Consider the following 24,632-nt stretch of genomic DNA (forward strand, 5'->3'; position numbering starts at 1 on the left):
AAGTGCGGTTCTGTTTTATGCTTCTACTTTATTGAAGAACTGTGGTAAATATTCTTTGTGTGCTTCTAGCATTTCATCTAGGATGCTTTTTGCAATGGCATCTGATGGGACGAGCGGGTTGATTGTCATTGCGACAAGTGCTGTGTTGTAATCGCCTGTCACGGCTGCTTCAGCGGCAACACGTTCAAAGGATTTAATTTGAGAAATAAGTCCTTTGACTGCGACTGGCATTTCACCAACAGCGATTGGTTTAGGGCCGTCTTTTGTGATGACACAGTTCAGTTCAACAGCAGAATCATTTGGAATGTCACTGATGGCACCATTGTTGATCGTGTTCACAGGCTGAATGTCATGCTTGTCGTTATAAATGGATGCAATCAAGTTACAAGCCGCATCACTGTAGTAGGCACCGCCTCGTTTTTCAAGCTGTGGTGGCTTGATATCAAGATCAGGATCTTTGTACAGCTCGAACAAATCATTTTCAAGTGCACGAACGACTTCTGCACGAGTGCCCTCATTCTCTGCTGCTTTCTTTTCTTCAGCCAGCATGTCACTTGTTTTGTAGTAGTAGCGGTGATATGGACATGGAATCACGCCAAGCCCTTTTAAGAAATCAGCATCCCACGGAATGGCATGAATGTTGTTCATCGACATCGTGGAGTTTGGATCTGCCATGTCTTCGATGACTTGATCCATGATACTTTTGCCATCTAAGAATACATTGAGTCCAAAGACCATATGGTTCAATCCAGCAAAGCTGACCTCGACTCTGCTTGCGTCGACATCAAGCCCTTTGGCAATTCCCATGCGAATGCCGATTGGCACGTTGCATAGTCCAACGACTTTGCGATGGTTTGAATAGCGAAGTACGGCTTCTGTAACCATACCCGCTGGATTTGTGAAGTTCACAAGCCATGCGTTTGGGCACAGTTCTTCAATATCTTTCACAATATCAAGAATGACTGGAATGGTGCGAAGCCCTTTGAATAGACCTCCTGGACCATTCGTTTCTTGACCAATGACATCATATTTTAAAGGAATGCGTTCATCCTTCATACGTGCTTCGAGAAGTCCGACACGGAATTGTGTTGTGACGAAATCAGCGTCCGCAAGCGCTTTCCGGCGATCTAATGTTAAATGAACCTCGATTGGAAGTCCTGCCTTTTTCACCATTCGTTTTGCAAGATCTCCGACGATTTCAAGCTTTTCTTTTCCCGCTTCAATATCGACAAGCCAAAGCTCGCTAATCGGGAATTCATCGTACCGTTTAATAAATCCTTCTACAAGCTCTGGTGTATAGCTTGATCCTCCGCCAATTGTGACAACCTTTAATCCTTTTGCCATGTTCTGCACCTCCGAATAATGTAACGCGCAATGTTATAATAGAGAAAAGCCAATTCTTTTGTTTGTACATCTATAGCTTATCGTGAGAGCATCTCGTGCGTAAATGACTTCAGCGTCTTTAGGCAAGGGTGCCCTATTTAGAGATTTGTTACATAAAAGAAACACATTGTGACATGCTGTTGGAGAAAGGGGAAGTCAGATGTTTTCAAGTGAGGTTATTTCCAGCTTTAATGAACTAGAAAGCGCTTTATACCGATACATCATGGAAAACAGTGAAAAGGTCGTGTATATGAGAATTCGGGACTTAGCAGATGCTGCCCATATATCCACCTCGTCTGTCCTTCGCTTTTGCCGAAAAGTAAATTGTGAAGGCTTTTCAGAGTTTAAAGTGAAGCTTAAAATGTATTTAGAAGCAGAGCAGACACCTACTTTAAAAAGCACCCAGCACTTTCTGTATGAATTTATTGAACGAACACTAAAAGGGGACTTTGAGGGGAAAATTAAAGAGGCAGCAAGACTCATTGCCGATGCAAAAAATGTGCTGTTTATTGGCACTGGCAGCTCTGGTATTTTGGCGCAGTATGGGGCAAGGTACTTTTCAAGTCTTGAGAAATTTTCATTTTACATCAATGATCCGTTTTTCCCGATGAATATGCAGTATTTAGACAATAGTGTCACCATTGTGCTGTCTGTATCAGGGGAGAACAGTATTACGATTGATCATATTTCGAAGTTAAAAAGAGAAGGAAGCAAAATCATTAGCATTACCAACAATCAGCACTGCACGATTTCGCGCATTTCAGATTTAAATATTGCCTATTACGTGACAGACGAACGGGTTCACCGAGCCAATATCACGACACAGACGCCAGTCGTGTATATTTTAGAAGCGATGGCGCGTGATATGTTCGCAATGTTAAAGGAAAAGTAAAAGAGCCGCTGCATGAATCAGCCGCTCTTTTTTTTCTGCCTCATAAAAGCGAGGATGGCAATCCCGGAACAGATGAGCACAAACAAGCCGCCCAGCAAATACACAGTCCTCGCTCCAAATGCATCTGCAATCAATCCAACAAAGAAAATAGATAAACCGACAGATACAGAGGAAAGGACGTAATGAGCCGAGTACACCTTAGATAAATCTCGGACGGGCGTTTCCGTTTGAAGAATGGTTTGCTGTGAAACATCACGAATTTGATAGGCAGGCCCCATCAAAATACAAAGCAGCAACGCAAGCCACGGCAGGTTGTTCAGTGAATAGACAATGGTCAGCACTGCATAAATGAATGAACCAGCTGCCATAAAGAGAAGAAGCTGCTTTTGAATGAACTGGCTTATCCACGCAGCCAAGAGTCCGCCTAGAATGGCGCCGGTATAATAAGCGGCATTGATAAATCCCCACCAATCCTCACTTTCGTTTAAATCTTGTGTGACAAAGGCAAGCGTAATTGCCCCAATCCACACAGCGCCTGCTATATTTTCACACACATCCATAAAGGTCAGGGTGCGAATTGTTTTATTTGTCCAAATGATCGTCCAGCCATCCTTGAAACTGTTCATCTTATTTGCTTTTCGAACGGTGTCTTCTTGCTTAAGAAGAGGAAATAAAGGGATGAAAAATAAATAAGACAACACAATCATCAAACAAGTGATCCACATTAAATAAAAGGGACCAATGAACAGAACGAGCATTCCAGTAAACGAATAGCCGGCAATTTGAACCGTTTGTTGAAAAATGGAGGCTGTACTGTTCGCTTTCACAAGCTGATTTTCTGGCACAAGCATCGGCATGATGGCCTGCAATAAAGGGCTAATGAACCCGCCTGTGATGGAAATGAGAATGAGCGCACCAAACAGCCAAATCATATGCTGCTGAAAGAAATGAAATTGAGCTGTAAACACGATGAGCATCCCAAGACGTAAAAGCGGGACCCATTTCAACAGCCGGCCCGCTTGATAGTGATCTGCCAAAACAGGAGAGATGAGCCCAGCTAATAGCTGGCATAGCGTTCTTATTAACGGAAATAAAGCTGCATACGCAACAGATTGTGTATCTTGATAGATCACAAATGTGATCGTCATGACAAATAGAATATCACTTAGCATGAGAAGGCTTTTACTGCCTGTATAGTACCAAAACTTGTTTCCCATATCCAACCGGCTCCTTTTCAAAAACAAGTTCAGTATAGCATGGTGAAGAAGGACCCAGTGGCTTTTCATTGAAAAATACATCTTAAGGATGAGAGGATTGTGATAAGCTAAATGAAAGACATCGTAAGGAAAGGGGTTCAAATCAATGAAAGTACTGCCAGCACATGAATTCTTGAATCAGCACAGCATCCCATATGAGATCAAAACATTTTCTTCCGAAACAGAGAAGGGAGCCGCAAATGTAGCAGCAGCCCTTGGTTTTCGTGAGAGACAAATGATTAAGACATTGATTTTTGAAACAGGGGAAGGAGAGCAGCTGCTTGTGATGGTTGGCGCTGACCAGCATATTAAGTCAGGGAAACTAAAGAAAGCGGCTGGCTCTCGTAATATTAAAATGGCATCACCAGAGAAGGTTCTAGAAGTGACAGGCTACCGAATTGGCTCAATACCGCCGTTTTGCTGGCAGCCAGAAGGCTTCCGCACCATCATCGAAGCTTCGCTATTAGAGGAGGAAATATTAGGCGTTGGAGCAGGTGAATGGGGAAATGAAATACTGATCACACCAGAACAATTAGTGAAAGCCTCAAAGGCTGTACCGTATGACATCGTGCAGCCAGCAGAATAGAAAAAAGTGCCTGTTTCTCATGCAGGCACTTTTTTAATTTGCAGTAGGCTCCTTAAATGGACCGATATCTTTCATTTGCAGGAAGGCATCCACGGTTCTATTCTCTTCAAGATCATTCGCCCGTTTGCAGATCACAACAGGTCTGACGATTTCTATGCCTTCGATATATACACGCCCAATCTCTTTCCGCTTGAGACTGCCTTGAACCGCATCACGGGGAACAAGTGTGATCCCATAGCCAGCTTTAATCATTTGAATCGCTTCATGAACACCGCTGAATTGTAAATCAACAGTCGGTTTTTTAATTCCTTTCGAGGTGAACAGGGAAAAGAGCTTATCTCTAGTGGAGCTGCCTTCTTCACGCATTAAAAAGGGCTCCTGACTCAGGTGCTCTAGCGGAACGGTTTTTCCGTTCAACAGATGGTCTGCTGGCACAATAAAATCATAGCTTAAATTCGTCAAATGAGAGGTAACGATCTCCTCATGATGCAAATCTTCAATTACAGCGATGGCGACATCTGATTCATATTGAAGCAGGCTCTCTATCACTTGAGCGGAATTTCCGCTTTTTAATTCGATTTCTGTCTGTGGTGATGACGTTTTAAAAGCAGCCAGCCAATCAGGCAGTAAAAAGTTGAGTGGTACATAGGTAGAACCGATGCGGAGGCGCCCCTTCTTCCCGTTTTGTAATAGCGTGATCTGATATTCTACTTCCTTTTCAGCCTCAAACACTTGCCGGGCATAAGGATACAGCATCTTTCCCATTTCTGTGAGCGCAATGCCCCGACCGTTTCGTTTAAAAAGGCGAAACCCGATCTCTCGTTCAATGCTTCTAAGCTGAGCCGTCACAGCTGGCTGTGTCAAAGATAGTGCGTCGGCAGTTTGTGTGACGCTTTTTGTCTCTGCGACCTTTGCAAAAATCCGAAGGGCATGTAAATTCAACTTCGCACCACCTATCAATTATTTTGATAAAACAATCAAAAACATTCATTAGATTTATTATAAGGCATCCCTTATCGTAAAGGTAGCGAAGGGGGAAGAAAAAATGGATCGTCGTCAAAAGCAAGTTGTGTCAATATCGCTCATCACAGCATTTGCACTTATTGGGGATTCAATGCTCTATATTGTTCTCCCGGTCTATTGGAAAGAGATTGGTTTATCATCCATTTGGGAGGTCGGGTTACTGCTGTCCATCAACCGATTCATTCGTATCCCGCTAGCACCTGTCGTATGGTGGCTCTATCGCTATATCCCAATGAAGACGGGTGTATTGATCGCGATTTTGATCGCGTCAGTGACCACGATATTATATGGGATGAGCGGCTTTTGGCTGCTGCTTATCTGCCGCTGCGCATGGGGTCTCGCTTGGACATTACTCCGAATGAGCGGGATGAGGGTTTTGGCTGAAATGGACGAAGGCTCACAAGGACATTTGACGGGGCTTTATAATGGGCTTTACCGGCTTGGCAGTTTATTTGGCATGTTATTTGGCGGAATCTTTGCTAGCTTGATCGGCTTCCAGTCCATGACGCTAGTCTTTGGTTTACTTACATTGATGGGATGCATTTTTTATGTATCGTTGGATGAAATTGAAAAGAGAGAAGGCACGCAGGTGTATCATGGCATCAAACAAAAGTGGTTTACACGAGATGTTGTAAAAGTACTGATAACAGGCATGCTGATCGCACTGATCATTCAAGGTTTATTCGCATCCACGCTGAGTCATGTCATTGAAGCAAAGATTGACCAGGATCAATTGACTCTGTTTGGCTTTGTCATCGGAGCTTCGGCTTTAAGCGGTGTGATTCAAGCAATTAGGTGGGGATGGGAACCATTTGTAGCACCGAGAACGGGCAAATGGTTTGATCGGCTTGTGATGAAGGAACGAATGCTATGCTGGATGTTTCTTTCATTTGGAGGGCTCAGTTTTCTTGGGGTCATGCTGAAGGTAAGCGGCTGGTTCCTATTGATGCTGCTTTTGATTCAGCTGCTGGCAACGATTGTCACAACGTTCACCGATACACTTGCCTTTCAAAAAGCCTCTGCTCAAACAGATAAGAACCGCTTTCTCGCCAGCTATTCTTTTGTTCAAGATATGGGGGCTGCTTTAGGGCCTTTGTGCGGGTATACGTTGATTCAGTTTTTCGGAACAAACAGCGTCTTTTGGTTGATGCTCATCATAAGCTTAATGCTTGTCAGCATGTGGGTAAGAGGCGGGCAGCATGTTTCTTCTAGTGCAGTGTAAAAAATAAAGCGTTATATAAAAAAACTGCCTCATGCAGCTGATCGCAGGAGGCAGTCATATTCTCTTATTCTAAGTCTGAATCGTAGGCTTTTTGCGTGAGCTGGCTGACAACCTCTTTTAATCCATTTGGTTTATGGAATTCAACAGGTGTGCTTCCTTTTTCAAAGACAATTTGGTCTGCTTCGACGAGCACGACATATCGATTGTTGACCTTCGCAATATGGATCGAGTGGCCAAAGTCGGCTAAAAGTCCTTTGATTTCTGTTTCACCTAGACGCATTTTCATTGTGATGTCAGGGGTTTGTTCCACAATGTGAGAAGCTGCTAGTGTGACCTGTTCTGTATCAAGTGTTTCTCTAATTTCTCGTTTTTCACTCGCTTCCCATATTTCAAGATCCTCTTCGAACTGCTTTAATTCTTCACTTTCATCCTGTAATGTTTCAAATACTTGTTCCTGCACCATGTTCATGACCTGTGATTTCATGATTTCAGGCATAGATTCTCCGTATTCGACGAATTTCAGAAAGTCCTCAAAATAACGAGCATGTGAGGATTGGTGAATTTTCACTTCAGCTTCCTCTGTCATGCCCTCTTCTGGCATAAAAGGGTATTGAATTGATTTCATGTTTTTTGTTGTAATCGCCATTTCTACTTTTTTGATCAAGGTAGATGTATCAGCGATAGAAGCAACTTTCTGTTCAAAATCGCATTTCATAATAAAGACAAAGGAGTCATCGAAGTACTTTTTAGGAACGGCAGACGCAACTAAAAAAACGCCGCCTCTGACAGCACTTGTATCTAAATACGTGCGAACAAACTGTTCACTGCATTCATTAAATACTTCTTTTGTATCGGCAAATCTCGTCTGATGAAATAAATTGTAGTTTGGATTTGAATCGAGTTCATGACCGGGTTCGACAATGAACCGGCCAATTTTGGTTGGTACTTGTTCAGATTTAGGGTGTCTGTCCACTTTTCGTTTGACGATTTTTTTTAGCTCACCATCTAAAAAGTCCTTCAGCTCACTTTGTTCAAATTCCTCTTGATCTAATGTTTGATAATGCTTGAACCGTTTATTTGCTTGTTCATCTTTGCCTTCGATTTCTACGACAAAGAATGATAGAAAACGTATCGTAAAATCCATTGATTGGTCACCACTTTTTCTTCTTCGGATATGTTGAGTATAGAAAAAGGAGTGAAAATCGTCAACGAATGGAGAAATATCGTGTCATTATTTCCCGAGAAATGTTTAATGAAAAACACTTGATAATAATTATCATTCTTGATAGAATGATAAAAGAAAAGAAGGAACCTGCCAGTTCCTTCATCTCAGAAAAACCTCTTATTTTGTTTCAAATGTTTCGCAATCAGTTTCAGCATTGCGAGTCACATCAGTCATTGTGTTTTTACCAATTTTAATGGTAGAAGCCGTACAGCTGTTATCAGCCCAAAAACGGCAAGAGTTCACTTCACAAAGTACGTTTTGTGCCATGGGAATTCACCTCCGTGATTCATATTGAGAATGAAGCAAGCTGCCACTTGAATTCATTCCATCTAGTAGTCTCTTGATAAAAAGAGGCTGTTTGTGCTGTTGATGCACATGTTTATCATACCATCTACCCTGATAATATACAATTTAAACTTTGAAAGAGCGAGAATACAAATCTCGCTCTTTTTTTATTTGTAAAAATAGTTAAATGCTAGGTGGCATCCTCTCTCATTTCGACATATGAATAGAGTAGATTCAAAACCTGAAGTCGGACAAAGTATGAGGGTACATGTACTGATTTTCCGCATAAAGATAAGGTTTTCAATCAAAAATTTTTCATAGAGAGATGAGGGGAGAAGATGAAAGCAGTCATTCTCTGCGGAGGAAAGGGAACGAGAATGAGTGAGGTCACACAAGCGCTTCCTAAACCACTTGCTATGATCGGAGATCGGCCTATTCTATGGCATATTATGAAAATCTATCAGTATTACGGAGTAGATGAGTTTATCTTATTGCTTGGATATAAAGGAGAGAAGATCAAAGAGTATTTCCTGAACTACGACTGGCGGCATCACAGCATGAAGCTAGATATGGCGACAGGGGAAATGAAGCTTTTAGGAAAGTCAGAGAACTGGAAAATCACCTTTTTAGATACAGGCGAGAATACGATGACAGGCGGACGGTTAAAGCAGGCACAGGACTACATTGGGGATGAGACATTCATGATGACGTATGGTGATGGACTTGCCAATGTCAATATGTTTCATCTGCTGAAGCGTCATCAGGATCTTGGGGCAGCTGCGACTGTCACAGGAATTGAAAAGAAGTCACAGTACGGGACGTTGAAGGTATATAACGGGATGGCACAATCCTTCTCTGAGAAGACAGACAGTATCGGGATGATCAATGGAGGATTTTTTGTGTTGTCTCCAAAGGTATTTGACTATTTGACAGACGATGATCAATGCGTGTTTGAAGCGGAGCCTCTTCAAAATCTGGCGAATGATGGAGAGCTTGCGGTTTATGAGCACCACGGATTTTGGACAGCGATCGATACGTATAAGAACCTGAAGGAAATCAATGGCATGTGGACAAATGGAAAACAACCATGGAAGGTTTGGTGACGGCATGAGCGGATTTTGGAATGGGAAAAACGTATTTGTGACTGGATGTACAGGACTATTGGGAAGCTATCTCGTCAAGGAATTGATTGATCAAGGGGCAAACGTGACGGGACTTGTGCGTGATCAGGTGCCAAGGTCGAATTTATATCAAGGCAGTCAATTTGAAAAGATGAATGTGGTGCAAGGTGCATTGGAGGATATGCAAACGATTGAACGTGCGTTAGGAGAATACGAAATTGATACTGTCTTCCATCTGGCGGCGCAGGCCATTGTTGGGGTCGCAAATAGACACCCTGTTTCTACATTTGAAGCCAATATTTTAGGGACATGGAATGTACTCGAGGCGTGCAGAAGACAGCCGCTGATCAAACGAGTCATCGTGGCATCAAGTGACAAAGCATACGGCGATCAGGAACAGCTTCCATACGATGAAGACATGCCGCTAAATGGGAAACATCCGTATGATGTATCAAAGAGCTGTGCAGATTTAATTTCTCATACGTATTACAACACATATGGTCTTCCAGTTTGTATTACGCGCTGCGGCAATTTATACGGGGGCGGGGATTTAAATTTCAACAGAATCATTCCGCAAACCATCCAGCTTGTGCTAGAAGGAGAAGCGCCGGAAATTAGAAGTGATGGGACATTTATTCGTGATTATTTCTACATTGAAGATGCGGTTAAGGCTTATTTGCTGCTAGCTGAGAAGATGGAGGAAAAAGGGCTCGCTGGAGAAGCCTTTAACTTTAGTAATGAAATTCAGCTGACGGTTCTTGAGCTCGTGGATAAGATTTTAAAGGCAATGGGCAGTGAACTGAAGCCTCGTATTTTAAACCAAGGAACGCATGAGATAAAGCATCAATATTTGTCGGCAGAAAAGGCGAGAAAGCTGCTTGATTGGAAGCCAGACTACTCGATTGATGAAGGTTTAGAGAAGACGATTGAATGGTACCGCGAATTCTTTCAAAAATAGAGGTGTAAGTAGATGAACAGCATATATTGTACGGTTCTATCAAGTGGAAGACTTTATCAAGCCATTGCGTTTTTCTTGTCATTGAAGCAAGTAGAAGATGATGCTGTCATCAAGACGTTATGTATGGATGATGCTGCATTTGATCTGCTTCAAAAAATGAATTTTCCTCATGTTGATCTTGTTCATGTACGGGAGCTCGAAACGCCGGAGCTGCTGGAGAAAAAAGAGGAACGGGATGCCTCGGAATATTGCTGGACATTAAAACCGATGTGGATTGAGTGGTTATTTGAACAGGAGCAGGCAGAAGGAGTAACCTATCTTGATGCGGATTTATTTTTTTATGAGAGCCCGCAAGTGATTTTTCAACATCAGCCGGATGCCTCTGTTTTACTTTCGAGAGGGGATATTGTGATTCCGAGCTTCGATCCTGAGGAAGTGAAAATGCTTCAGAAGCTTTTAGGTCGCTATAACTCTGGCTTCCTGCATTTTAAAGGAGATAAAGCCGGACGAAAATGCCTCAGCTGGTGGAAGGAAGAATGCTTGAAGGAATGCAAAAATGCACCGGGAGAAGGCAAGTTTGGCGATCAAGGATATCTGGATCATATGCCGAAGCTGTTTGAAAAAGTGGAAGATATTCAAACAAAAGGCGTGAATATTGGTCATTGGAATTATGGACAGCATTCTTATCGGGAAGAGAATGGACATATTTTGCTGGAGGATGGGCAACCGCTCATTTGCTATCATTTCAGCGGCTTTCGCATCGTGAGCAAGGATGAGATGCAGCAAATTCATGAAAAAGGGAGAGATGATCTGCCGTTTTTCCAAGAAGCCTATCGAAACGTGCTGCGCCATGTGATTGAATCTGTTGAGCAGGTCGATCCGCTGTTTAACGGCTATGCCAAATTGGAGGAGGATGACGCATGAATGAGAAGCCAAAGGTAAGCGTCATTATTCCGAGCTATAATGCCAAGGAGCGTTTAGAAGGGAGTCTTTTTTCCTTAACGCTTCAGGATACGAATATTCCGTTTGAGGTCATTGTCGCCGATAATGGGTCAACGGACGGCACGATGGAAATGCTCGAGAACATTGAGGTGAATTTCCCGTTTAAAAAGGTGCGTATTCCTGTCAATCAAGGGATAGCCAAGGGGCGCAATCATGCCATTCGCGAGGCGGAGGGAGACCTGCTGATATTCCATGACAGCGATATGCTGGCAGAGCCGCAATTTATTCAAAAGCATGCGGAGGCACATGCTGATCATGAGGACCTTGTCATTTGTGGTGTATGCTGGAAGCGGATTTATCGTTATTTTTACGAAGCATTTGATCAGGATCATATCAATCGGTTGAAAAAGCAAGGCCTGTATAAGCGGAAAATGAAAGATAAAACGCCTCTTTTATCAATGAAAGAAGTTGAAAATGGTGCATTTCTAGAGAAAAGCTTCGATTTGCAGTCTGAGTTTATTGCTATCCTCAAAGACATTTTGCGCACGTACAACTATGATTTAGGCTCTTATGAGCTGCCGTGGCGATTTTTTATTACGAATAACTCCTCTGTCAAACGCAAGCATGTCATCGCGCTCGGGATGTTTGATGAACAGATCGTTCGGTACGGGTTTGAGGATTATGATTTAGGAATTCGTCTGCATCAGCTTGGTCTCTCTTTTGAATTGCGAGAGGATATCATGAGCGTGCATCAGGAGCATCCAAGTAATTTAACGTCATTTGATGACATCAAATATAACATTTTGTATATGTGCGAGAAGTACAACAATATTGATGCCATTGATGTCCATTTGGCTTTCTCTGGTCCATTTTCTCACACCGTCACAAATGACATTGTGAAAGAAGTCCGGCAGCTGCGTGAAAATCCGGTATTCGATGGTCTGCTCTCTTATTTTTTAGAGCTGCTTCATTTGATCACAGAGCGGAACGTAGGCGTCAAACGCGATAATAAAGATCAGCTGACCGCTAGACATGTCCCTTTGAAAAAGCTGTCAGAGGCAGCGCAGCTTGCACGGCAGGAATATGGCTGCACAGTGCTTGTAGAAGCCATTCAAGGGCTGACAAAAGAGCTATTACGCGTTGATTTGTTTCAAGTGGATGTGTTGTAGATGGCGTGTTATCATTTTACAACCATTGTGTCGAATACCCATGTTTTTAAGCTTTTGGCGCTGCTTCATTCGCTTGAACAAACCGCTCATTCATTCAAGTTGTCAGTTTTATGCGCAGATCCTTTGGCTTACAAGGTGTTAAGTGAATTCCCGCATCCGCACGTTCAATATGAACAGCTTGAAGATATTGAAGATGAGACGCTACGAAAGGCAAAGGATGATCGGACGTTCCATGAGTATTGCTGGACGTTAAAGCCCGTTTTTTTGCTCAAAATCCTTGAATCCTCAGAAGCGGATTATCTCGCCCATTTGGATACGGATTTGTATTTTTATCATGATCCAGAGGCGATATTTGCAGAGAATCCACTCGCTCATTTATTTTTGACGGATCATATGAATTCCAAGCGGTTCTATCACTTTTATGAGTTATCTGGCCGCTTCAATACTGGATTTGTCGGCTGCCGCAACACAGACGTTGCCAAACGGGCGGTCACACAATGGAAGGAAAACTGTCTTGCACACTGTACAGTCGAAATGGATACAAAAAATAAGACGTATGGAGATCAGCGGTATGTTGAAAGATGGATCGATGATTTTGAAGGGGTCCATGTGGTGACATCTAAAGGAGCCAATGCCGCGATTTGGAATATTGAAAACTACAAGCTTTCAGTTGTGAAAGGGGAAATGTATCTCGACGAATGTCCACTCTTGTTCTATCATTTTTCTGCCTTTACGATCATTGATGAGAATACCTTTAATCTGAATTGGTATTACTATATGACAGAACAAAAGCTTGTGGATCATTTATATATTCCATATGCCGATTTGGTTCATCAAAAAATCAAACAGGTGCAAAAGGTCTTTCCGGAATTCCAGCAAGGGTTTATTGCAAAGAAGCATGTACCTGATACGCATTTTTATGAGATATGAAAAAACCGCTCAATCACTGAGCGGTTTTCTCCTTTTTATGATTCATTCCATTTGGAGATGGTTTGATCGCTAGGTAGTAAGAAGGCAAGGATGCCTAATATCGGTAAAAAGGCGACTCCGATCATGGTAGGCGTTAAACCGAAGGCATCAATGAATAAGCCTAGAGCGACCGATCCGATGGCACCCATACCAAACGCAAGTCCAACCGTTAAACCAGACATTGTGCCAATTTTCCCGGGAAATAGTTCTTGAGCATAAACGACTGTGACAGAGAAGCTTGACGTCAGAATGACTCCAATCAGTCCAAGTAAAACATAGGCAAAAACAGGTCCGGCAAATGGCAGCAGCAAGGCAAGTGGAAAGGATGCCAATAAGGAAATTAAAATCACCGTTTTCTTGCCGAAGCGGTCTGCAAGCGGCCCGCCTAAAAATGTCCCAATTGCACCTAGAATGAGAAATAAGAAAATATAAGTCTGTGATTCTTTAATCGTCAATCCATATTGTTCAATCGCATAAAACGCATAGAAATTTGATATCGCATTTCCATACCAAGAGCGGGCAAAGATGAGAAAGACGATAATGCCAAGTGCTGTGAGTGCTGACTTACGGTGAAGTTCAGATCTTGCAGCTTTTGGTGGAGCTTTTTTCGTTTGAGCTCGAATGGTTTGAAGTCTTCCTGCGTACCATCTTGAAATATAAAGAAGGAAACCGACAGCCATCATTCCAACAATCGTAAACCAAGCCACGCCTGGCTGACCGAGAGGGACGAGCATTAAAGCAGCGATTAGCGGAGCAAAGGCTTGACCTGTATTTCCGCCTACTTGATAGATAGATTGTGCAAGTCCTCGTCTTGGACCAGCTGCCATGTTGGCAACGCGGGAGCCCTCTGGATGAAAAATGGCAGAGCCGAGTCCGATAAAGACAACGCAAAGCAAAATGGTGGCAAAGGAAGGCGCAAACGCAAGCCCGAATATACCGATAGCACTAGAAAATAAAGCAACCGGGAGTGCATAAGGCATCGGCCTTTTATCTGTGTACCACCCAAAAGCGGGCTGCATCACGGAGGAGACCATATTTAATGTAAAGGCAATCAGCCCTAATTGTGTAAAGGTCAGCCCCATTGAGCGTTCTAAAATAGGGAACATGGCAGGAATAACGGCTTGCAAAGTGTCATTGAGCATATGGCAAATGCCAATAATCAATAAAATGGGATAAACCGTTGATCCAGTGACAGAATTTTGAGGTTTATCCTTTGTACGAGCAGCAATAGCCAATGAGACTTCCTCCTTTCATTCAACTGTTTTCTATTTTGCATTCTTCTCATTTTATTCATAAGGTGAACTATAAAACAATAGCAAATTGTCATGATTTAGAAAAAAGAGACACAAGCGCTTGTGTCTCTAAATGGTTACTTATAAAAAGTTGCGATGACAGGCTTCATTTTTTGAATAACGAGTCCACTACCACCGCGATTTTTTACACCTTCAATCATGCCGACGAGGACGTAATCTTCTTTTTTAGGATTAAAAGCAAGTAAAAATCCATTTTCAGAACCGTCTGTCGCTCCTTGTTTGCTTTTCAGCTCTGCCGTTCCTGTTTTAGCGGCAATGTCAGCTCCTTCAATTTGTAAGGAGTGAGCTGTACCGTTTGGACTCGTCACGACCTGAGTGAGCGCGTCTTTCACTGTATTTGCCGAGTCTTCTTTGATGATTTGTTTTGGTGATGCTGTTTTCTCATCTTGAACGACTCGAGGATAGACAAGCTTGCCTCCTGTTGCAAATGGAGAATAGGCATGTACTTGTTCAATCGGTGACATGAGTAATTCGCCTTGACCATATGCTGAGTCAGCAAGTAAGATGTCCGATTGAATGCCGTCGTTTGATACTTGTGCTGGTTTCATTGTAAATGGCATGTGCAAATCTTCGCCAAACCCAAATGCTTTCACTTTTTTCTCATAGGTGTCTTTGCCAATTTCCAGTGCTTCCTGTCCGAAGTAAATATTATCTGAGTACACGAGGGCATCAACCATATTTACGTTCTCTTTATCGTGAACCCGTGTAATTCGATAATTGCCCCAAGATTGATCCTTTTGCCATTTCAGTCCATGGATGGTGCGTACTTTATTAGGCTTTGTGACACCTGTTTCCAGCCCGATGGCTGCTGTAATGGTTTTGAATGTGGACCCTGGTGCATACCGGCTCGCATACCGGGCTTGGAAGGGGAGATCTGGGTTTTCACTGTATGCCTGATATTGCTTAGGTGTGATCCCATTTGTCATAAGATTGACATCATAGGAAGGGGCGCTGACAAGCGCTAATAGATCCCCCGATGATGGATTCATGATCGTGACGGCCCCTTTTTCACCTTTCAGCTGTTCATAGGCTTTTTTCTGTAAAGAGGCATCAATGGTCAGCTTCACTGTTTTTCCATCTTGTCGATCTGACTTTTGCAATGTTTCTTCAATGCCTGTTTCATCATGGACGATCAAAATGCTTCCGCCATCTTGTCCGCGCAAGTTTTTGTCAAATGTGAATTCAAGACCGGTTTTGCCAATGATTTGATCTGCTTTTAATGCCGGATTTCTTTTGATATCATCTGCATTTGCTTTCCCGACATAGCCGGTGAGATGGGCAGCGGCTTCGTTATAAGGATAGTAACGCATTTCCTTCGATTGATAGGTGACGCCTTTTATATCCTTTGGAATCGGCTTCTGTTCTAACATTGATTTGAGCGGGACAAACGTGTCGTCTGTGACCCATGCTTGTTTCAGCTGATTGTCGATTAGTTCTTCATCTAAATCAAACGCCTTGCTGATTTTTTTGATATTGCGTTCTTTTTCTTCCCCTGTGCCAAGCTTTCCTGGGATGATGCCAAGTGCGCTTCCACCAGTTGTTTCTGCTAGGGTACGCCCTTTTCGATCGACGATGTTTCCACGGACAGCAGGGTCTGATTTGACCTTGATGGTATCTCCCTTCTCCATTTGCGGGAAGATGAGATTTGGCTTCCAGTCGACTTTCCATTTGTCATCTTCTTCTGAGAGAACGCCCTTGTAAGAAAGCTTGTGCAGCTTGCCCAATGACGTTTTCATTGTCACATCATAGGAAAATTGATACCCATTTCCTTTGTCCTGTTTTTCAACATTGAGCTTTGATATGTTCAGATCATAAGCACCAATTCCGTTAAAGATATTGTCGTATTTTTCGGCTAGTTGTTTTTTTGAGAAGTCATTGGCTTTCAAAGACGCACTTGTTACCTCATCAGCCAGCCTTGTAAAGTCTTTCTTCTCCATTTGTTTCGTAAAGGATTGAGCCGCTTTTAAAGCTTCTTTTTCTTTTGAAAAAAGAGAATCTTTTAAGAAAAAGAAAGCAGCAGCAACTACGATGATACTAAGAATGGGGATCATGACTTTTTTCTGTTTCCAAAATGATTTTCGTTGATCCGTATACAATGAAAACACCTCAATTTTTGATTAGATCCTCTATATTTTACAGTGATTGGTCGTGATTTGTATAGTTTCTCCTATGAAAATAGACCAAGGCACGATGTCATGGTTTTGGGAAAGGGACGAAAATGATAGCTTGTTTCTATGAAAGATATCTTCATTTTTTCTTATGATTTAAAGGATTTCTTAAGAGATCATCGAATGTGAAAAAATAGAAAAATATACTAACGCTTTCAATAGGGGGAATTGTTATCGTTTATAAAAAGGTGAATGTGATTGGACTTGTTCTTGGACCGGCACTCTTCTTGCTCATTCTTTTTCTCATACCTGAAAATGAATTGACCTATGCTGCGAGGGTAGTCTTGGGCATTACCGCTTGGACGGCTACATGGTGGGTGACAGAAGCACTGCCCATACCTGCAACATCTTTATTGCCCATCATCCTACTGCCGACACTTGGCGGGCTTTCTATGGAACAGACATCAAGAGCTTATGGAGATCCGATCGTTTTTATGTACATGGGAGGATTTATGATTGCAATTGCCATTGAAAAATGGAATCTGCATAGAAGAATGGCCTTACACATTTTAAGGGTGATTGGCACACGAAGTGACCGCATTGTATTAGGTATCATGATTGCGACTGCTTTTTTATCTATGTGGATTTCAAATGCAGCGACAGCCCTGATGATGCTTCCGGTGGCACTGGCTGTGATTAAAGAGGTCAAGGCTAATGACATCTTAGCTGGTCCATCTCTTGAGCGATTCAGTAAAAGTATTTTATTGTCGGTTGCGTATTCAGCGTCAATTGGTGGTTTGGCAACACTTGTTGGGTCTGTGCCAAATGCTGTGTTTGCTGCAATGTCAAAAAAGCTATTAGATCGGGAAATTATGTTTTTTGAGTGGTTTTTGTTTGGTTTTCCTGTTGCGATGATTCTGCTCATTCTCTTATTTCTGTATTTGACCAAGGTACAGTTCAAAGTAGAGCACACAGGTGAAATGAGTGTAAAGTTCATTCGAAAGGGATTAGAGAATTTAGGGAAAATGAAACAAGAGGAGAAATGGGTGTTTGGTGTTTTTCTTATGACGGCGTTTTTGTGGATTTTTAAGCTCTTTTTGTTTGGAGGGATCACCGTATCTGATACATCTATCGCCATTTTCGGTGCCATGCTGTTATTTCTCATTCCAGCAACAAACGGAGAGAGAATATTAGAATGGCAGGATATGAAACAGCTACCATGGGGGCTGTTGCTTTTGTTTGGAGGTGGGCTTTCACTCGCTACGGGCTTTGCAGAAACCAATCTAACAGGATGGATCGGGGAAAATCTACAGCATTTAAATGGGCTTTCGTATATCATGCTATTGATCATTTTAACGGGAGCGATTTTGTTTATGACTGAAATTATGTCAAATACAGCTGTTGCCAATATGATTATTCCGATTACGGTAGGGCTTGGGCTTGCGATTGGCATCGAGCCCTATGGGTTAATGGCTGCGGCTGCTTTGGCTTCCTCATGTGCGTTTATGCTGCCGATTTCCACACCGCCAAATGCCGCTGTCTTTAGTGCGGACGTGCTGAAAATATCTGATATGGTCAGGGCAGGCTTTTGGTTAAATATCATGAGTATTGTGGTGATTGTCCTTGCGGTGTATTTCTGGCTCCCGATTGTGCTTAAAAGCTGAGCGGGTTAAGAAGATGGCTTTGATCGAATCGAGACTGTTGGTGTTTTTGTTTCTTTTGGCTTCGGTGGTGGTGCTGATTTTTTGATGTGCGTGTCCTTTGGCGTGTAATAGGTTGCCCCAATATTGAGCCTGCCTTGAAGCTGATCAATGGAAAGCTCCCCAAACTCTAAATGGTAATCAATTTTGTCCACATGCAGGGATTCGATATGAATGTGTGTATCCTCTGAGACAGGAGAAGCTGGTGCGGACATTTTTTGCTCGAGAGCGGTGAGCCTTTTCTCCAGCTCGGTGACAGAGGGGGATGGACTGGATTCAGTTTTTTTAAAGAGTGATAGAATGAAATGTTTCAAGTAGACCACAACCTTTTCTTCTGCCTTGATCTAGTCTATGGAAAAGCTGTGAGATATATACTTATAGAGATGACAAGAAAGGGGAGACGCACATGCTGCCTACTCAGATTCACATTGCTCATATGAAAACGAACTCGATAGGCACAGGATCATCCATGACGTTTGGTTCGACGTTTGTTCGCAATCATTGCAGTACGATCAAAAGGAACAATGGCTTTGGGGAACAGAATGCTGATGGCGTGATCACGATCCTTCCGATTGAATCGATTGATGATCGTGATCAAATCGACGCCGTGAGTATCAATATTCGTCATCTATGATAATAGCAGTCGCTTTTCCTTCATCCTTTTGCAGCCTGATATAAAGCACACCGTCTTTAAAGGCCGCATTCATTTGTCCAAGAATCATTTCTGGAAGCCGGATTTTCTTTTCAAACGGACCATACTTCCCCTGCTTTTGGCGAAAATCCTGCTCATTAAAAAAGGAAAGACGCTGTCCTTTCACAACCAAATATTCACCATATGATAACACTTGTACATCTTCCTTTCGGTAGCCAGGTAAATAAATTAAGTACTGAATTTCTGTCGCGGTTTCCACCATGTCGATTGGTGGAAACGACGCGTCTGGGCCGCGCTGATCCTGCTGAGTGAATGTAAAGGGAGACGGACCATTTGCCATAAAGGGAGATCTTTGCTCATCATCGAAGATCATTTTCCAAAAATCATCCCCATGCATTTGCTGGGCAATATCCATCCACTGCTTCATTTTTTCGAAGTCCATGTGAAGACCTCCTGTTAACATACTTGATGGGTGCTTGCATATACCTATAAAAAGGAGGTTTATCTGTGGTTCAACCAACTCCGTATATCAATATTAATATTTTCATGTTAAAAATTAATTCCTTTGAAAATGCATCGGCGGTGAATGTCGGACAAAATTTGTTAGCAGAGTGGCAAAACTCAGATAAAAAAAATCAGGGGTACGGACAAAATTTTGGAGATGCGAGCGGTTTTGTCGGGACAAAAAGCCATGTAGATGATCGAGATCAAGTGGACTCACCTGCCTCTTTTTCACCAGCAGCTAAACCCATTCAAAGGAAGTGACGTGTGATGTTATTCTCACCCTCAGTTGTCAATGTCGGTGCTTTTAAAATCAATGCAATGGATCGGGGTGCATCACTGACGCTAGGTCCTTATCAGCAGATCGATTATTTTCTCTCAATGAAATTGAACCAAGGATTTGGAGAGGACAATGGAGATTGTTCACCGCTTGTCATACCGATTTCAAGCGTGTTAGATCCAGATATGGTGGACTCAAATTCAGTCAAAAACAGCGTGGTTTAAGCAAAAAAAAGAGACCGGGAATCCCGTGTCTCTTTTCTAATTTGTTTCATTCAGATGGCTTTTTCGTCTTGCATAGGTGAAATAGACAACGACACCAATGGCCACCCAGATCAGGAAGGCTCTCCATGTCTCCCATTTCAGTGTAGCAGCCAATATCATACAAATGACCGCACTAATAATGGGAAGGTAAGGTACAAAAGGTACTTTAAAAGCTGTCTTCATATTCGGATGTTTTTTCCGTAGTACGATCACAGCGATAGAGATCACCGTAAAGGCTGCAAGTGTACCGATGCTGACTAAATTCGCTAGCGTAGATAAGTTAACGAATCCAACGATACATGCCGCAACAGCACCTGTGAGCCAAGTGTTGGCAACTGGTGTTTTCGATTTTGGATGAACGTTTGAAAAGATTTTCGGCATGAGTCCATCTCGGCTCATGGCAAAGGTTAAGCGAACTTGAGCATAAACAAGTGCAATTAACACTGTCGTAATCCCGATAATAGCACCTGCGGATATAATGCCCGCCACACTATTCAGGCCAACAACTTGAAGAGCAAATGCGACAGGGTCACTGACATTCAGCTTCGTATAGTGAACCATGCCTGTTAAGACGAATGAAACACCAATGTATAAAATCGTACAAACACCGAGCGCACCGATGATTCCGATTGGCATCGCCTTTTGAGGATTTTTGACTTCTTCAGACGCATTAGCGATTGCATCAAATCCAAGGTAAGCAAAAAAGACAGTCGCCGCTCCAGCAATCACGCCGTGAAAGCCCATCGGCATAAAAGGTGTCCAGTTTTCAGGTTTGACGTAAGCAAAGCCAGAAATGATAAAGAGAAGGACGATGGCAATTTTAATCAGCACAATGATGTTATTCAGCTTCGTGCTTTCTTTGACGCCTCTTGAGACGATAAAGGTGATGAGCAAAATAATGAGTGCGCCTGGAAGGTTAAAGACGGCTCCATCAGCGGCTCCAGGTGCAGCTGATAATGCCTTCGGTATGTGCAGACCGAATCCACTGAGCAGTGATTGAAAATAGGACGACCATCCGCTTGCTACAGCAGAGAGCGCAATGACATATTCAAGCATGAGATCCCAGCCCATTAAGAAGGCGAGAAATTCCCCAAGTGTTGCGTAGGAATACGTATAGACGCTTCCTGACACAGGAATGGACGAGGAGAATTCAGCGTAGCAAAAAGCAGCAAGGGCGCATGCGATCGCAGCTAAAATAAAAGATATAATAATCGCAGGTCCCGCATCTTTCGCAGCAGCAACCCCCGTAATCACAAAGATACCAGTCCCGACCACGCAGCCAATGCCAAGCAAGATTAAATCAAACGTATTTAACGATCGGCTGAGCCGCTTCGTTTGACTTTCAAGCATGAGCTGGTCGAGAGACTTTTTTCGAAATAAAGAACTCATGTTGACCTCCTAATGGATAAATCTTTTCGTAAGACGAGTGTTAGTATATGCTTAAATGATAATTTAGTCAATTGGTTGGAGAACGCTTTAAATCACTAAAGTATTAAACGCCACAATCGAATTTGTGCTTAAAAAGAGACATCCGCCAAGAGATGGAAGGCGGATGTGGCGATAGATAGTCTATGTCTATTTAGTAAATATTTTTTCATTATACAGCACACTTGGATGAGTGGGGTTATGGGCGGCGGAGGCAAGGTGATGTGTTTTGGCTTTCTCCAAATTGCCGAGCTGATAATAACAATAGCAAAGCTGAAGGTGAGGATACCACGTTTTATACTGTGTGAGTGTGAAGGCTGCTTCGTTTTCAGGAGCCTTCAGCGCCTGCTCATACCAAAAGATCGCTGCCTGATGTTTATTTTGAATTTTTAGATGATCCCCGATCCGGCAGCAAAATTCTGGCCGAGGCTGATCATATAAGAAAGAACGTAATAATGAGGATAAAGCCGCTTCCTCGAAACCTACCGCATAATAGCAGTCGGCTAAATATTGGCATGCGCGAATTTCATCCTCAATCCAGCACTGTTTTGTCGCTAAAAATTCATGATAAAAACGAATCGCTCTGACATGCTGCTTGTTATCTCTTAATTCATTGGCAAAGTAAAAGAGATCACGGGGTGTCATGTTCTCTCCCTTTGCCAGCATATCTTCATAAATTCGCAAGTTGCGCCCAGGCTCACCAGCGGTTGTTTTCTTACGCTTTTGGTGTGTGACGGCGATATCGGCTGGAAAGATGTTGCCATACACTTGAAGATACTCATGAACGGCTCCGTACCATTGAAAGTTTAAGGCACGCTTCACTAGGCGATTTCTTCTATATTTAAAATTCACCCGACCGTCTTCATCAAATCCCACATGATAAAACATCGAGACGGCATCTACCGAAGGATCGAGTGTCTCTTTGAGCTGAAGAAATTTTTGACGGTCTTCTTCTAGCAGAACATCGTCTGCATCAAGCCATAAAATATACTCTTTCGTTGCACGTGAGAAAGCGAAATTGCGGGCTTTGGCAAAATGCTGAACCCATTCGAAATCAAGTACCTGTGCTGAAAAGGAGTGAGCAATCTCCTTCGTACGATCTGTTGAACCTGTATCAACGATGATCATCTCATCGACAATGTCTTGAACAGAGGAGAGGCAGTCCGCTAACACCTCCTCTTCATTTTTCACGATCATACATAAGCTAATGGTTACCATCTTTAGATCACCTCTTCATAGTGTATCGAGCAGCAAAAGGAAACATTCTTTTCAGCAGCAGGTTTTTTAAAACTAGTTTTCTGCTACTGGCTGATTTAGAATAAAGGAAGAATCTATGTAAGGGCTGATAAAAATGAGTTTATTGAATGTTGAAGGATTATATAAAACCTATGGCGAGAAAACGCTGTTTGATCATATTTCTTTTCATATAGAACCAAAGGAACGCATCGGATTGATTGGACCAAACGGAACAGGAAAGTCAACGCTCCTAAAGGTCATTGCAGGACTTGAATCGTTTGAGGAGGGTGACATCACGAAGGCAGGGACACTTGATATCGAATTTCTTGAGCAGGACCCTGAAATGAACGGGGATGAAACGATTCTCGATTACATTTTTTCTGGAACAGCACCCATGATTCAAACGATGAAGGCATATGAACAGGCACTCGCTGATTTAGAGCATGATCCGCAAAATGAAGCAAAACAAGAGGCGCTCATGCGCATGCAAAATCGAATGGATCAGGAAGACGCATGGGATGCGAACCTGTCAGCCAAAACGATTTTGACAAAGCTTGGCGTCAAAGATGTGAGCCGTTCTGTTCATGCCTTATCAGGCGGACAGAAAAAGCGTGTCGCGATTGCTAAAAATTTAATTCAGCCTGCGGGATTGCTGATTTTAGATGAGCCAACCAACCATCTCGATAATGCAACGATTGAATGGCTAGAAGGATATTTGAGTCAATACAGCGGTGCTGTCATTCTGGTGACGCATGATCGTTATTTCCTCAACCGTGTGGCCAATCGAATTTATGAATTGAATCAAGGACAGCTTTATACGTATAAAGGAAATTATGAAGTCTTTTTAGAAAAAAGAGCGGAACGAGAAGCCGAAGCTCAGGTAAAAGAAACGAAGCGTCAAAACTTACTCAGACGCGAGCTTGCATGGCTGAGAAGAGGGGCAAAAGCAAGAACGACGAAGCAGAAAGCACGCATCGGCAGAGCCGAAGAGCTGATGGATCAAAAAGGGCCTGATGCGAAGGGAGAGCTGGATTTCGCCATCGGTTCCCATCGCCTAGGAAAACAAGTCATAGAGGCAGAAGACTTGTCGATTTCCTTTGCTGGCCAGATCCTTGTGGAGCGGTTTACAGACTTAGTCGTACCGGGCGACCGGATTGGGTTTATCGGACCGAATGGAGTCGGAAAAACGACGCTTCTCAACTGTCTAGCGGGTAAAATTGAACCGACTTCAGGACAATTGACGATTGGACAAACCGTTCGTATTGGCTATTACACGCAGGATCACAAGGAAATGGATGAAGAGCTGACGATCATTGAATACATCAAGGAAACAGCTGAAATCGTTAAGACATCTGATGGCGCCATAGTGACAGCAGAGCAAATGCTGGAACGGTTCCTATTCCCAAGATCCATGCAGCGGACGTTTATTCGCAAACTGTCAGGGGGAGAACGCCGCAGACTGTATTTACTGAAAGTCTTAATGGAAGAACCGAATGTTCTCTTTCTAGATGAGCCGACGAACGATCTTGATACGGAGACACTTAGCATTTTAGAGGATTATTTAGAACAGTTCCCTGGCGTTGTCATGACCGTATCGCATGATCGTTATTTCTTAGACCGAGTGGTTCACCGTCTGCTTGTCTTTGAAGGAAATGGCCGCATTTCACACTACCAAGGTGCTTACAGCGATTACATGGAGCAAGAAAAAGAGGCGAAGCGGACAGAGACAAAGCCTGCTGAGAAACAAGTAGAAGCGGCGCCTAAAAAGAGAAAAAAACTTTCTTATAAAGATCAGCTTGAATGGGACGGAATTGAAGACCGGATTCAGGCATTAGAGGAAAAACATCAGCAGCTTGAAGCCAGCATTGCAGAAGCAGGCAGTGATTTTGGGAAAATTCAAGAACTGATGGACGAACAAAAAGCCGTTGCTGAAGAACTAGAACAAGCAATGGACCGCTGGACAGAACTGTCGATCATGATTGAGGAATTAGAGGGTTAATCCTAATATGAAACCTGTAGAACATTCTACAGGTTTTTTGCTTTACATCAAAATACGAGAGAATCAAGAACTCAAACATTTACGTTTACGTTAAGGTTATAAAGGTGTATAATAAATCATGAAT

The 24,632-nt window shown here is 42.8% G+C and carries 24 protein-coding genes; 13 read left to right on the forward strand and 11 right to left on the reverse strand.

Annotation, left to right across the window (positions count from 1 at the left end):
- Positions 1-15: 15 nt before the first annotated feature.
- Positions 16-1,344, reverse strand: coding sequence for a 6-phospho-beta-glucosidase (locus NSQ36_RS03630; RefSeq protein WP_050945753.1), 1,329 nt, complete (start codon positions 1,342-1,344; stop codon positions 16-18).
- Positions 1,345-1,543: 199 nt separating this feature from the next.
- Here NSQ36_RS03630 and NSQ36_RS03635 point away from each other — a divergent pair, with 199 nt between their 5' ends.
- Positions 1,544-2,275 carry a MurR/RpiR family transcriptional regulator gene (locus NSQ36_RS03635; RefSeq protein ID WP_003213997.1) on the forward strand — a complete coding sequence of 244 codons (732 nt, stop codon included), beginning with the start codon at positions 1,544-1,546 and terminating at the stop codon, positions 2,273-2,275.
- Between the two features lie 17 nt (positions 2,276-2,292).
- Here the strand turns inward: NSQ36_RS03635 and NSQ36_RS03640 are convergent, their stop codons facing one another.
- Positions 2,293-3,492: an MFS transporter gene (locus tag NSQ36_RS03640; RefSeq protein ID WP_113386818.1), complete on the reverse strand. Its 1,200-nt coding sequence runs from the start codon at positions 3,490-3,492 to the stop codon at positions 2,293-2,295.
- 145 nt (positions 3,493-3,637) lie between these two features.
- On the opposite strand from NSQ36_RS03640, the gene NSQ36_RS03645 reads away from it, so the two are divergent.
- Entirely contained in the window at positions 3,638-4,117 is a 480-nt protein-coding gene (locus NSQ36_RS03645; RefSeq protein ID WP_106032782.1) for a YbaK/EbsC family protein, read from the forward strand.
- A gap of 33 nt (positions 4,118-4,150) precedes the next feature.
- Here NSQ36_RS03645 and NSQ36_RS03650 read toward each other — a convergent pair whose 3' ends face one another.
- Entirely contained in the window at positions 4,151-5,059 is a 909-nt protein-coding gene (locus NSQ36_RS03650) for a LysR family transcriptional regulator (protein WP_106030039.1), read from the reverse strand.
- A 103-nt stretch (positions 5,060-5,162) separates the two neighbouring features.
- Between NSQ36_RS03650 and NSQ36_RS03655 the strand changes: the two genes are divergently transcribed.
- Positions 5,163-6,362, forward strand: coding sequence for an MFS transporter (locus tag NSQ36_RS03655; RefSeq protein WP_113386819.1), 1,200 nt, complete (start codon positions 5,163-5,165; stop codon positions 6,360-6,362).
- A gap of 64 nt (positions 6,363-6,426) precedes the next feature.
- Here the strand turns inward: NSQ36_RS03655 and NSQ36_RS03660 are convergent, their stop codons facing one another.
- Together NSQ36_RS03660 and NSQ36_RS03665 are read right to left on the reverse strand one after the other, a co-directional pair.
- Entirely contained in the window at positions 6,427-7,506 is a 1,080-nt protein-coding gene (locus NSQ36_RS03660; RefSeq protein WP_012009211.1) for a DUF3900 domain-containing protein, read from the reverse strand.
- 198 nt (positions 7,507-7,704) lie between these two features.
- Positions 7,705-7,854: a DUF1540 domain-containing protein gene (locus NSQ36_RS03665; protein WP_003213883.1), complete on the reverse strand. Its 150-nt coding sequence runs from the start codon at positions 7,852-7,854 to the stop codon at positions 7,705-7,707.
- Between the two features lie 356 nt (positions 7,855-8,210).
- Between NSQ36_RS03665 and rfbF the strand changes: the two genes are divergently transcribed.
- Genes rfbF through NSQ36_RS03690 form a run of 5 tightly spaced genes read left to right on the forward strand, consistent with a single transcriptional unit; the run spans position 8,211 to position 12,992 of the window.
- Positions 8,211-8,975 carry a glucose-1-phosphate cytidylyltransferase gene (gene rfbF, locus NSQ36_RS03670; RefSeq protein WP_050945759.1) on the forward strand — a complete coding sequence of 255 codons (765 nt, stop codon included), beginning with the start codon at positions 8,211-8,213 and terminating at the stop codon, positions 8,973-8,975.
- 4 nt (positions 8,976-8,979) lie between these two features.
- Positions 8,980-9,951 (forward strand): GDP-mannose 4,6-dehydratase, encoded by a 972-nt coding sequence (locus NSQ36_RS03675; RefSeq protein ID WP_041816148.1) that lies wholly within the window; start codon positions 8,980-8,982, stop codon positions 9,949-9,951.
- A 12-nt stretch (positions 9,952-9,963) separates the two neighbouring features.
- On the forward strand, positions 9,964-10,875 hold the full coding sequence (locus NSQ36_RS03680; protein WP_251191547.1) for a putative nucleotide-diphospho-sugar transferase: 912 nt from the start codon (positions 9,964-9,966) through the stop codon (positions 10,873-10,875).
- Positions 10,872-12,062 (forward strand): glycosyltransferase family 2 protein, encoded by a 1,191-nt coding sequence (locus NSQ36_RS03685; RefSeq protein WP_251191548.1) that lies wholly within the window; start codon positions 10,872-10,874, stop codon positions 12,060-12,062. Before NSQ36_RS03680 ends, NSQ36_RS03685 begins: the two co-directional genes overlap by 4 nt.
- Positions 12,063-12,992: a putative nucleotide-diphospho-sugar transferase gene (locus tag NSQ36_RS03690; protein ID WP_251191549.1), complete on the forward strand. Its 930-nt coding sequence runs from the start codon at positions 12,063-12,065 to the stop codon at positions 12,990-12,992. It abuts the gene before it with no gap.
- A gap of 35 nt (positions 12,993-13,027) precedes the next feature.
- Here the strand turns inward: NSQ36_RS03690 and NSQ36_RS03695 are convergent, their stop codons facing one another.
- Together NSQ36_RS03695 and NSQ36_RS03700 are read right to left on the reverse strand one after the other, a co-directional pair.
- A complete protein-coding gene (locus NSQ36_RS03695) occupies positions 13,028-14,266 on the reverse strand; it encodes an MFS transporter (RefSeq protein ID WP_339206810.1) in 1,239 nt (412 codons plus the stop codon).
- Positions 14,267-14,400: 134 nt separating this feature from the next.
- Positions 14,401-16,440 carry a penicillin-binding transpeptidase domain-containing protein gene (locus tag NSQ36_RS03700; RefSeq protein WP_212046302.1) on the reverse strand — a complete coding sequence of 680 codons (2,040 nt, stop codon included), beginning with the start codon at positions 16,438-16,440 and terminating at the stop codon, positions 14,401-14,403.
- A 260-nt stretch (positions 16,441-16,700) separates the two neighbouring features.
- Here NSQ36_RS03700 and NSQ36_RS03705 point away from each other — a divergent pair, with 260 nt between their 5' ends.
- A complete protein-coding gene (locus tag NSQ36_RS03705) occupies positions 16,701-18,116 on the forward strand; it encodes a DASS family sodium-coupled anion symporter (protein WP_251191551.1) in 1,416 nt (471 codons plus the stop codon).
- 5 nt (positions 18,117-18,121) lie between these two features.
- On the opposite strand, the gene NSQ36_RS03710 is transcribed toward NSQ36_RS03705, so the two are convergent.
- Positions 18,122-18,475, reverse strand: coding sequence for a hypothetical protein (locus tag NSQ36_RS03710; protein ID WP_137055410.1), 354 nt, complete (start codon positions 18,473-18,475; stop codon positions 18,122-18,124).
- Between the two features lie 83 nt (positions 18,476-18,558).
- Here NSQ36_RS03710 and NSQ36_RS03715 point away from each other — a divergent pair, with 83 nt between their 5' ends.
- Entirely contained in the window at positions 18,559-18,786 is a 228-nt protein-coding gene (locus tag NSQ36_RS03715) for a hypothetical protein (protein WP_050945766.1), read from the forward strand.
- Here NSQ36_RS03715 and NSQ36_RS03720 read toward each other — a convergent pair.
- A complete protein-coding gene (locus NSQ36_RS03720; protein WP_137055408.1) occupies positions 18,767-19,246 on the reverse strand; it encodes an Hsp20/alpha crystallin family protein in 480 nt (159 codons plus the stop codon). The genes NSQ36_RS03715 and NSQ36_RS03720 overlap by 20 nt on opposite strands.
- A 65-nt stretch (positions 19,247-19,311) precedes the next feature.
- On the opposite strand from NSQ36_RS03720, the gene NSQ36_RS03725 reads away from it, so the two are divergent.
- Together NSQ36_RS03725 and NSQ36_RS03730 are read left to right on the forward strand one after the other, a co-directional pair.
- The gene (locus NSQ36_RS03725; RefSeq protein ID WP_003213975.1) at positions 19,312-19,569 is read left to right on the forward strand and encodes a hypothetical protein; all 258 of its coding nucleotides are present in this window, start codon (positions 19,312-19,314) and stop codon (positions 19,567-19,569) included.
- A 6-nt stretch (positions 19,570-19,575) separates the two neighbouring features.
- Positions 19,576-19,809: a hypothetical protein gene (locus NSQ36_RS03730; RefSeq protein ID WP_024424583.1), complete on the forward strand. Its 234-nt coding sequence runs from the start codon at positions 19,576-19,578 to the stop codon at positions 19,807-19,809.
- A gap of 36 nt (positions 19,810-19,845) precedes the next feature.
- Here NSQ36_RS03730 and NSQ36_RS03735 read toward each other — a convergent pair whose 3' ends face one another.
- A complete protein-coding gene (locus tag NSQ36_RS03735; RefSeq protein ID WP_050945768.1) occupies positions 19,846-21,237 on the reverse strand; it encodes an amino acid permease in 1,392 nt (463 codons plus the stop codon).
- Positions 21,238-21,423: 186 nt separating this feature from the next.
- Positions 21,424-22,491, reverse strand: a complete 1,068-nt coding sequence (locus NSQ36_RS03740) for a glycosyltransferase family 2 protein (protein ID WP_003214241.1) — start codon at positions 22,489-22,491, stop codon at positions 21,424-21,426.
- Positions 22,492-22,624: 133 nt separating this feature from the next.
- On the opposite strand from NSQ36_RS03740, the gene NSQ36_RS03745 reads away from it, so the two are divergent.
- Positions 22,625-24,508 (forward strand): ABC-F family ATP-binding cassette domain-containing protein, encoded by a 1,884-nt coding sequence (locus tag NSQ36_RS03745; protein WP_003214335.1) that lies wholly within the window; start codon positions 22,625-22,627, stop codon positions 24,506-24,508.
- Positions 24,509-24,632 lie beyond the last annotated feature (124 nt).

Source organism: Bacillus sp. FSL W8-1143, from assembly GCF_037965155.1.
GTDB classification, from domain to species: Bacteria; Bacillota; Bacilli; order Bacillales; family Bacillaceae; genus Bacillus; species Bacillus pumilus.

Coding starts and splice junctions, on each gene's coding strand:
- NSQ36_RS03630 (WP_050945753.1), bottom strand. CDS start 1,344: ATGGCAAAAGGATTAAAGGTTGTCACAATTGGCGGAGGATCAAGCTAT.
- NSQ36_RS03665 (WP_003213883.1), bottom strand. CDS start 7,854: ATGGCACAAAACGTACTTTGTGAAGTGAACTCTTGCCGTTTTTGGGCT.
- NSQ36_RS03685 (WP_251191548.1), top strand. CDS start 10,872: ATGAATGAGAAGCCAAAGGTAAGCGTCATTATTCCGAGCTATAATGCC.
- NSQ36_RS03735 (WP_050945768.1), bottom strand. CDS start 21,237: ATGAGTTCTTTATTTCGAAAAAAGTCTCTCGACCAGCTCATGCTTGAA.
- NSQ36_RS03640 (WP_113386818.1), bottom strand. CDS start 3,492: ATGGGAAACAAGTTTTGGTACTATACAGGCAGTAAAAGCCTTCTCATG.
- NSQ36_RS03745 (WP_003214335.1), top strand. CDS start 22,625: ATGAGTTTATTGAATGTTGAAGGATTATATAAAACCTATGGCGAGAAA.
- NSQ36_RS03675 (WP_041816148.1), top strand. CDS start 8,980: ATGAGCGGATTTTGGAATGGGAAAAACGTATTTGTGACTGGATGTACA.
- rfbF (WP_050945759.1), top strand. CDS start 8,211: ATGAAAGCAGTCATTCTCTGCGGAGGAAAGGGAACGAGAATGAGTGAG.
- NSQ36_RS03655 (WP_113386819.1), top strand. CDS start 5,163: ATGGATCGTCGTCAAAAGCAAGTTGTGTCAATATCGCTCATCACAGCA.
- NSQ36_RS03660 (WP_012009211.1), bottom strand. CDS start 7,506: ATGGATTTTACGATACGTTTTCTATCATTCTTTGTCGTAGAAATCGAA.
- NSQ36_RS03715 (WP_050945766.1), top strand. CDS start 18,559: ATGCTGCCTACTCAGATTCACATTGCTCATATGAAAACGAACTCGATA.
- NSQ36_RS03730 (WP_024424583.1), top strand. CDS start 19,576: ATGTTATTCTCACCCTCAGTTGTCAATGTCGGTGCTTTTAAAATCAAT.
- NSQ36_RS03645 (WP_106032782.1), top strand. CDS start 3,638: ATGAAAGTACTGCCAGCACATGAATTCTTGAATCAGCACAGCATCCCA.
- NSQ36_RS03740 (WP_003214241.1), bottom strand. CDS start 22,491: ATGGTAACCATTAGCTTATGTATGATCGTGAAAAATGAAGAGGAGGTG.
- NSQ36_RS03690 (WP_251191549.1), top strand. CDS start 12,063: ATGGCGTGTTATCATTTTACAACCATTGTGTCGAATACCCATGTTTTT.
- NSQ36_RS03680 (WP_251191547.1), top strand. CDS start 9,964: ATGAACAGCATATATTGTACGGTTCTATCAAGTGGAAGACTTTATCAA.
- NSQ36_RS03720 (WP_137055408.1), bottom strand. CDS start 19,246: ATGGACTTCGAAAAAATGAAGCAGTGGATGGATATTGCCCAGCAAATG.
- NSQ36_RS03635 (WP_003213997.1), top strand. CDS start 1,544: ATGTTTTCAAGTGAGGTTATTTCCAGCTTTAATGAACTAGAAAGCGCT.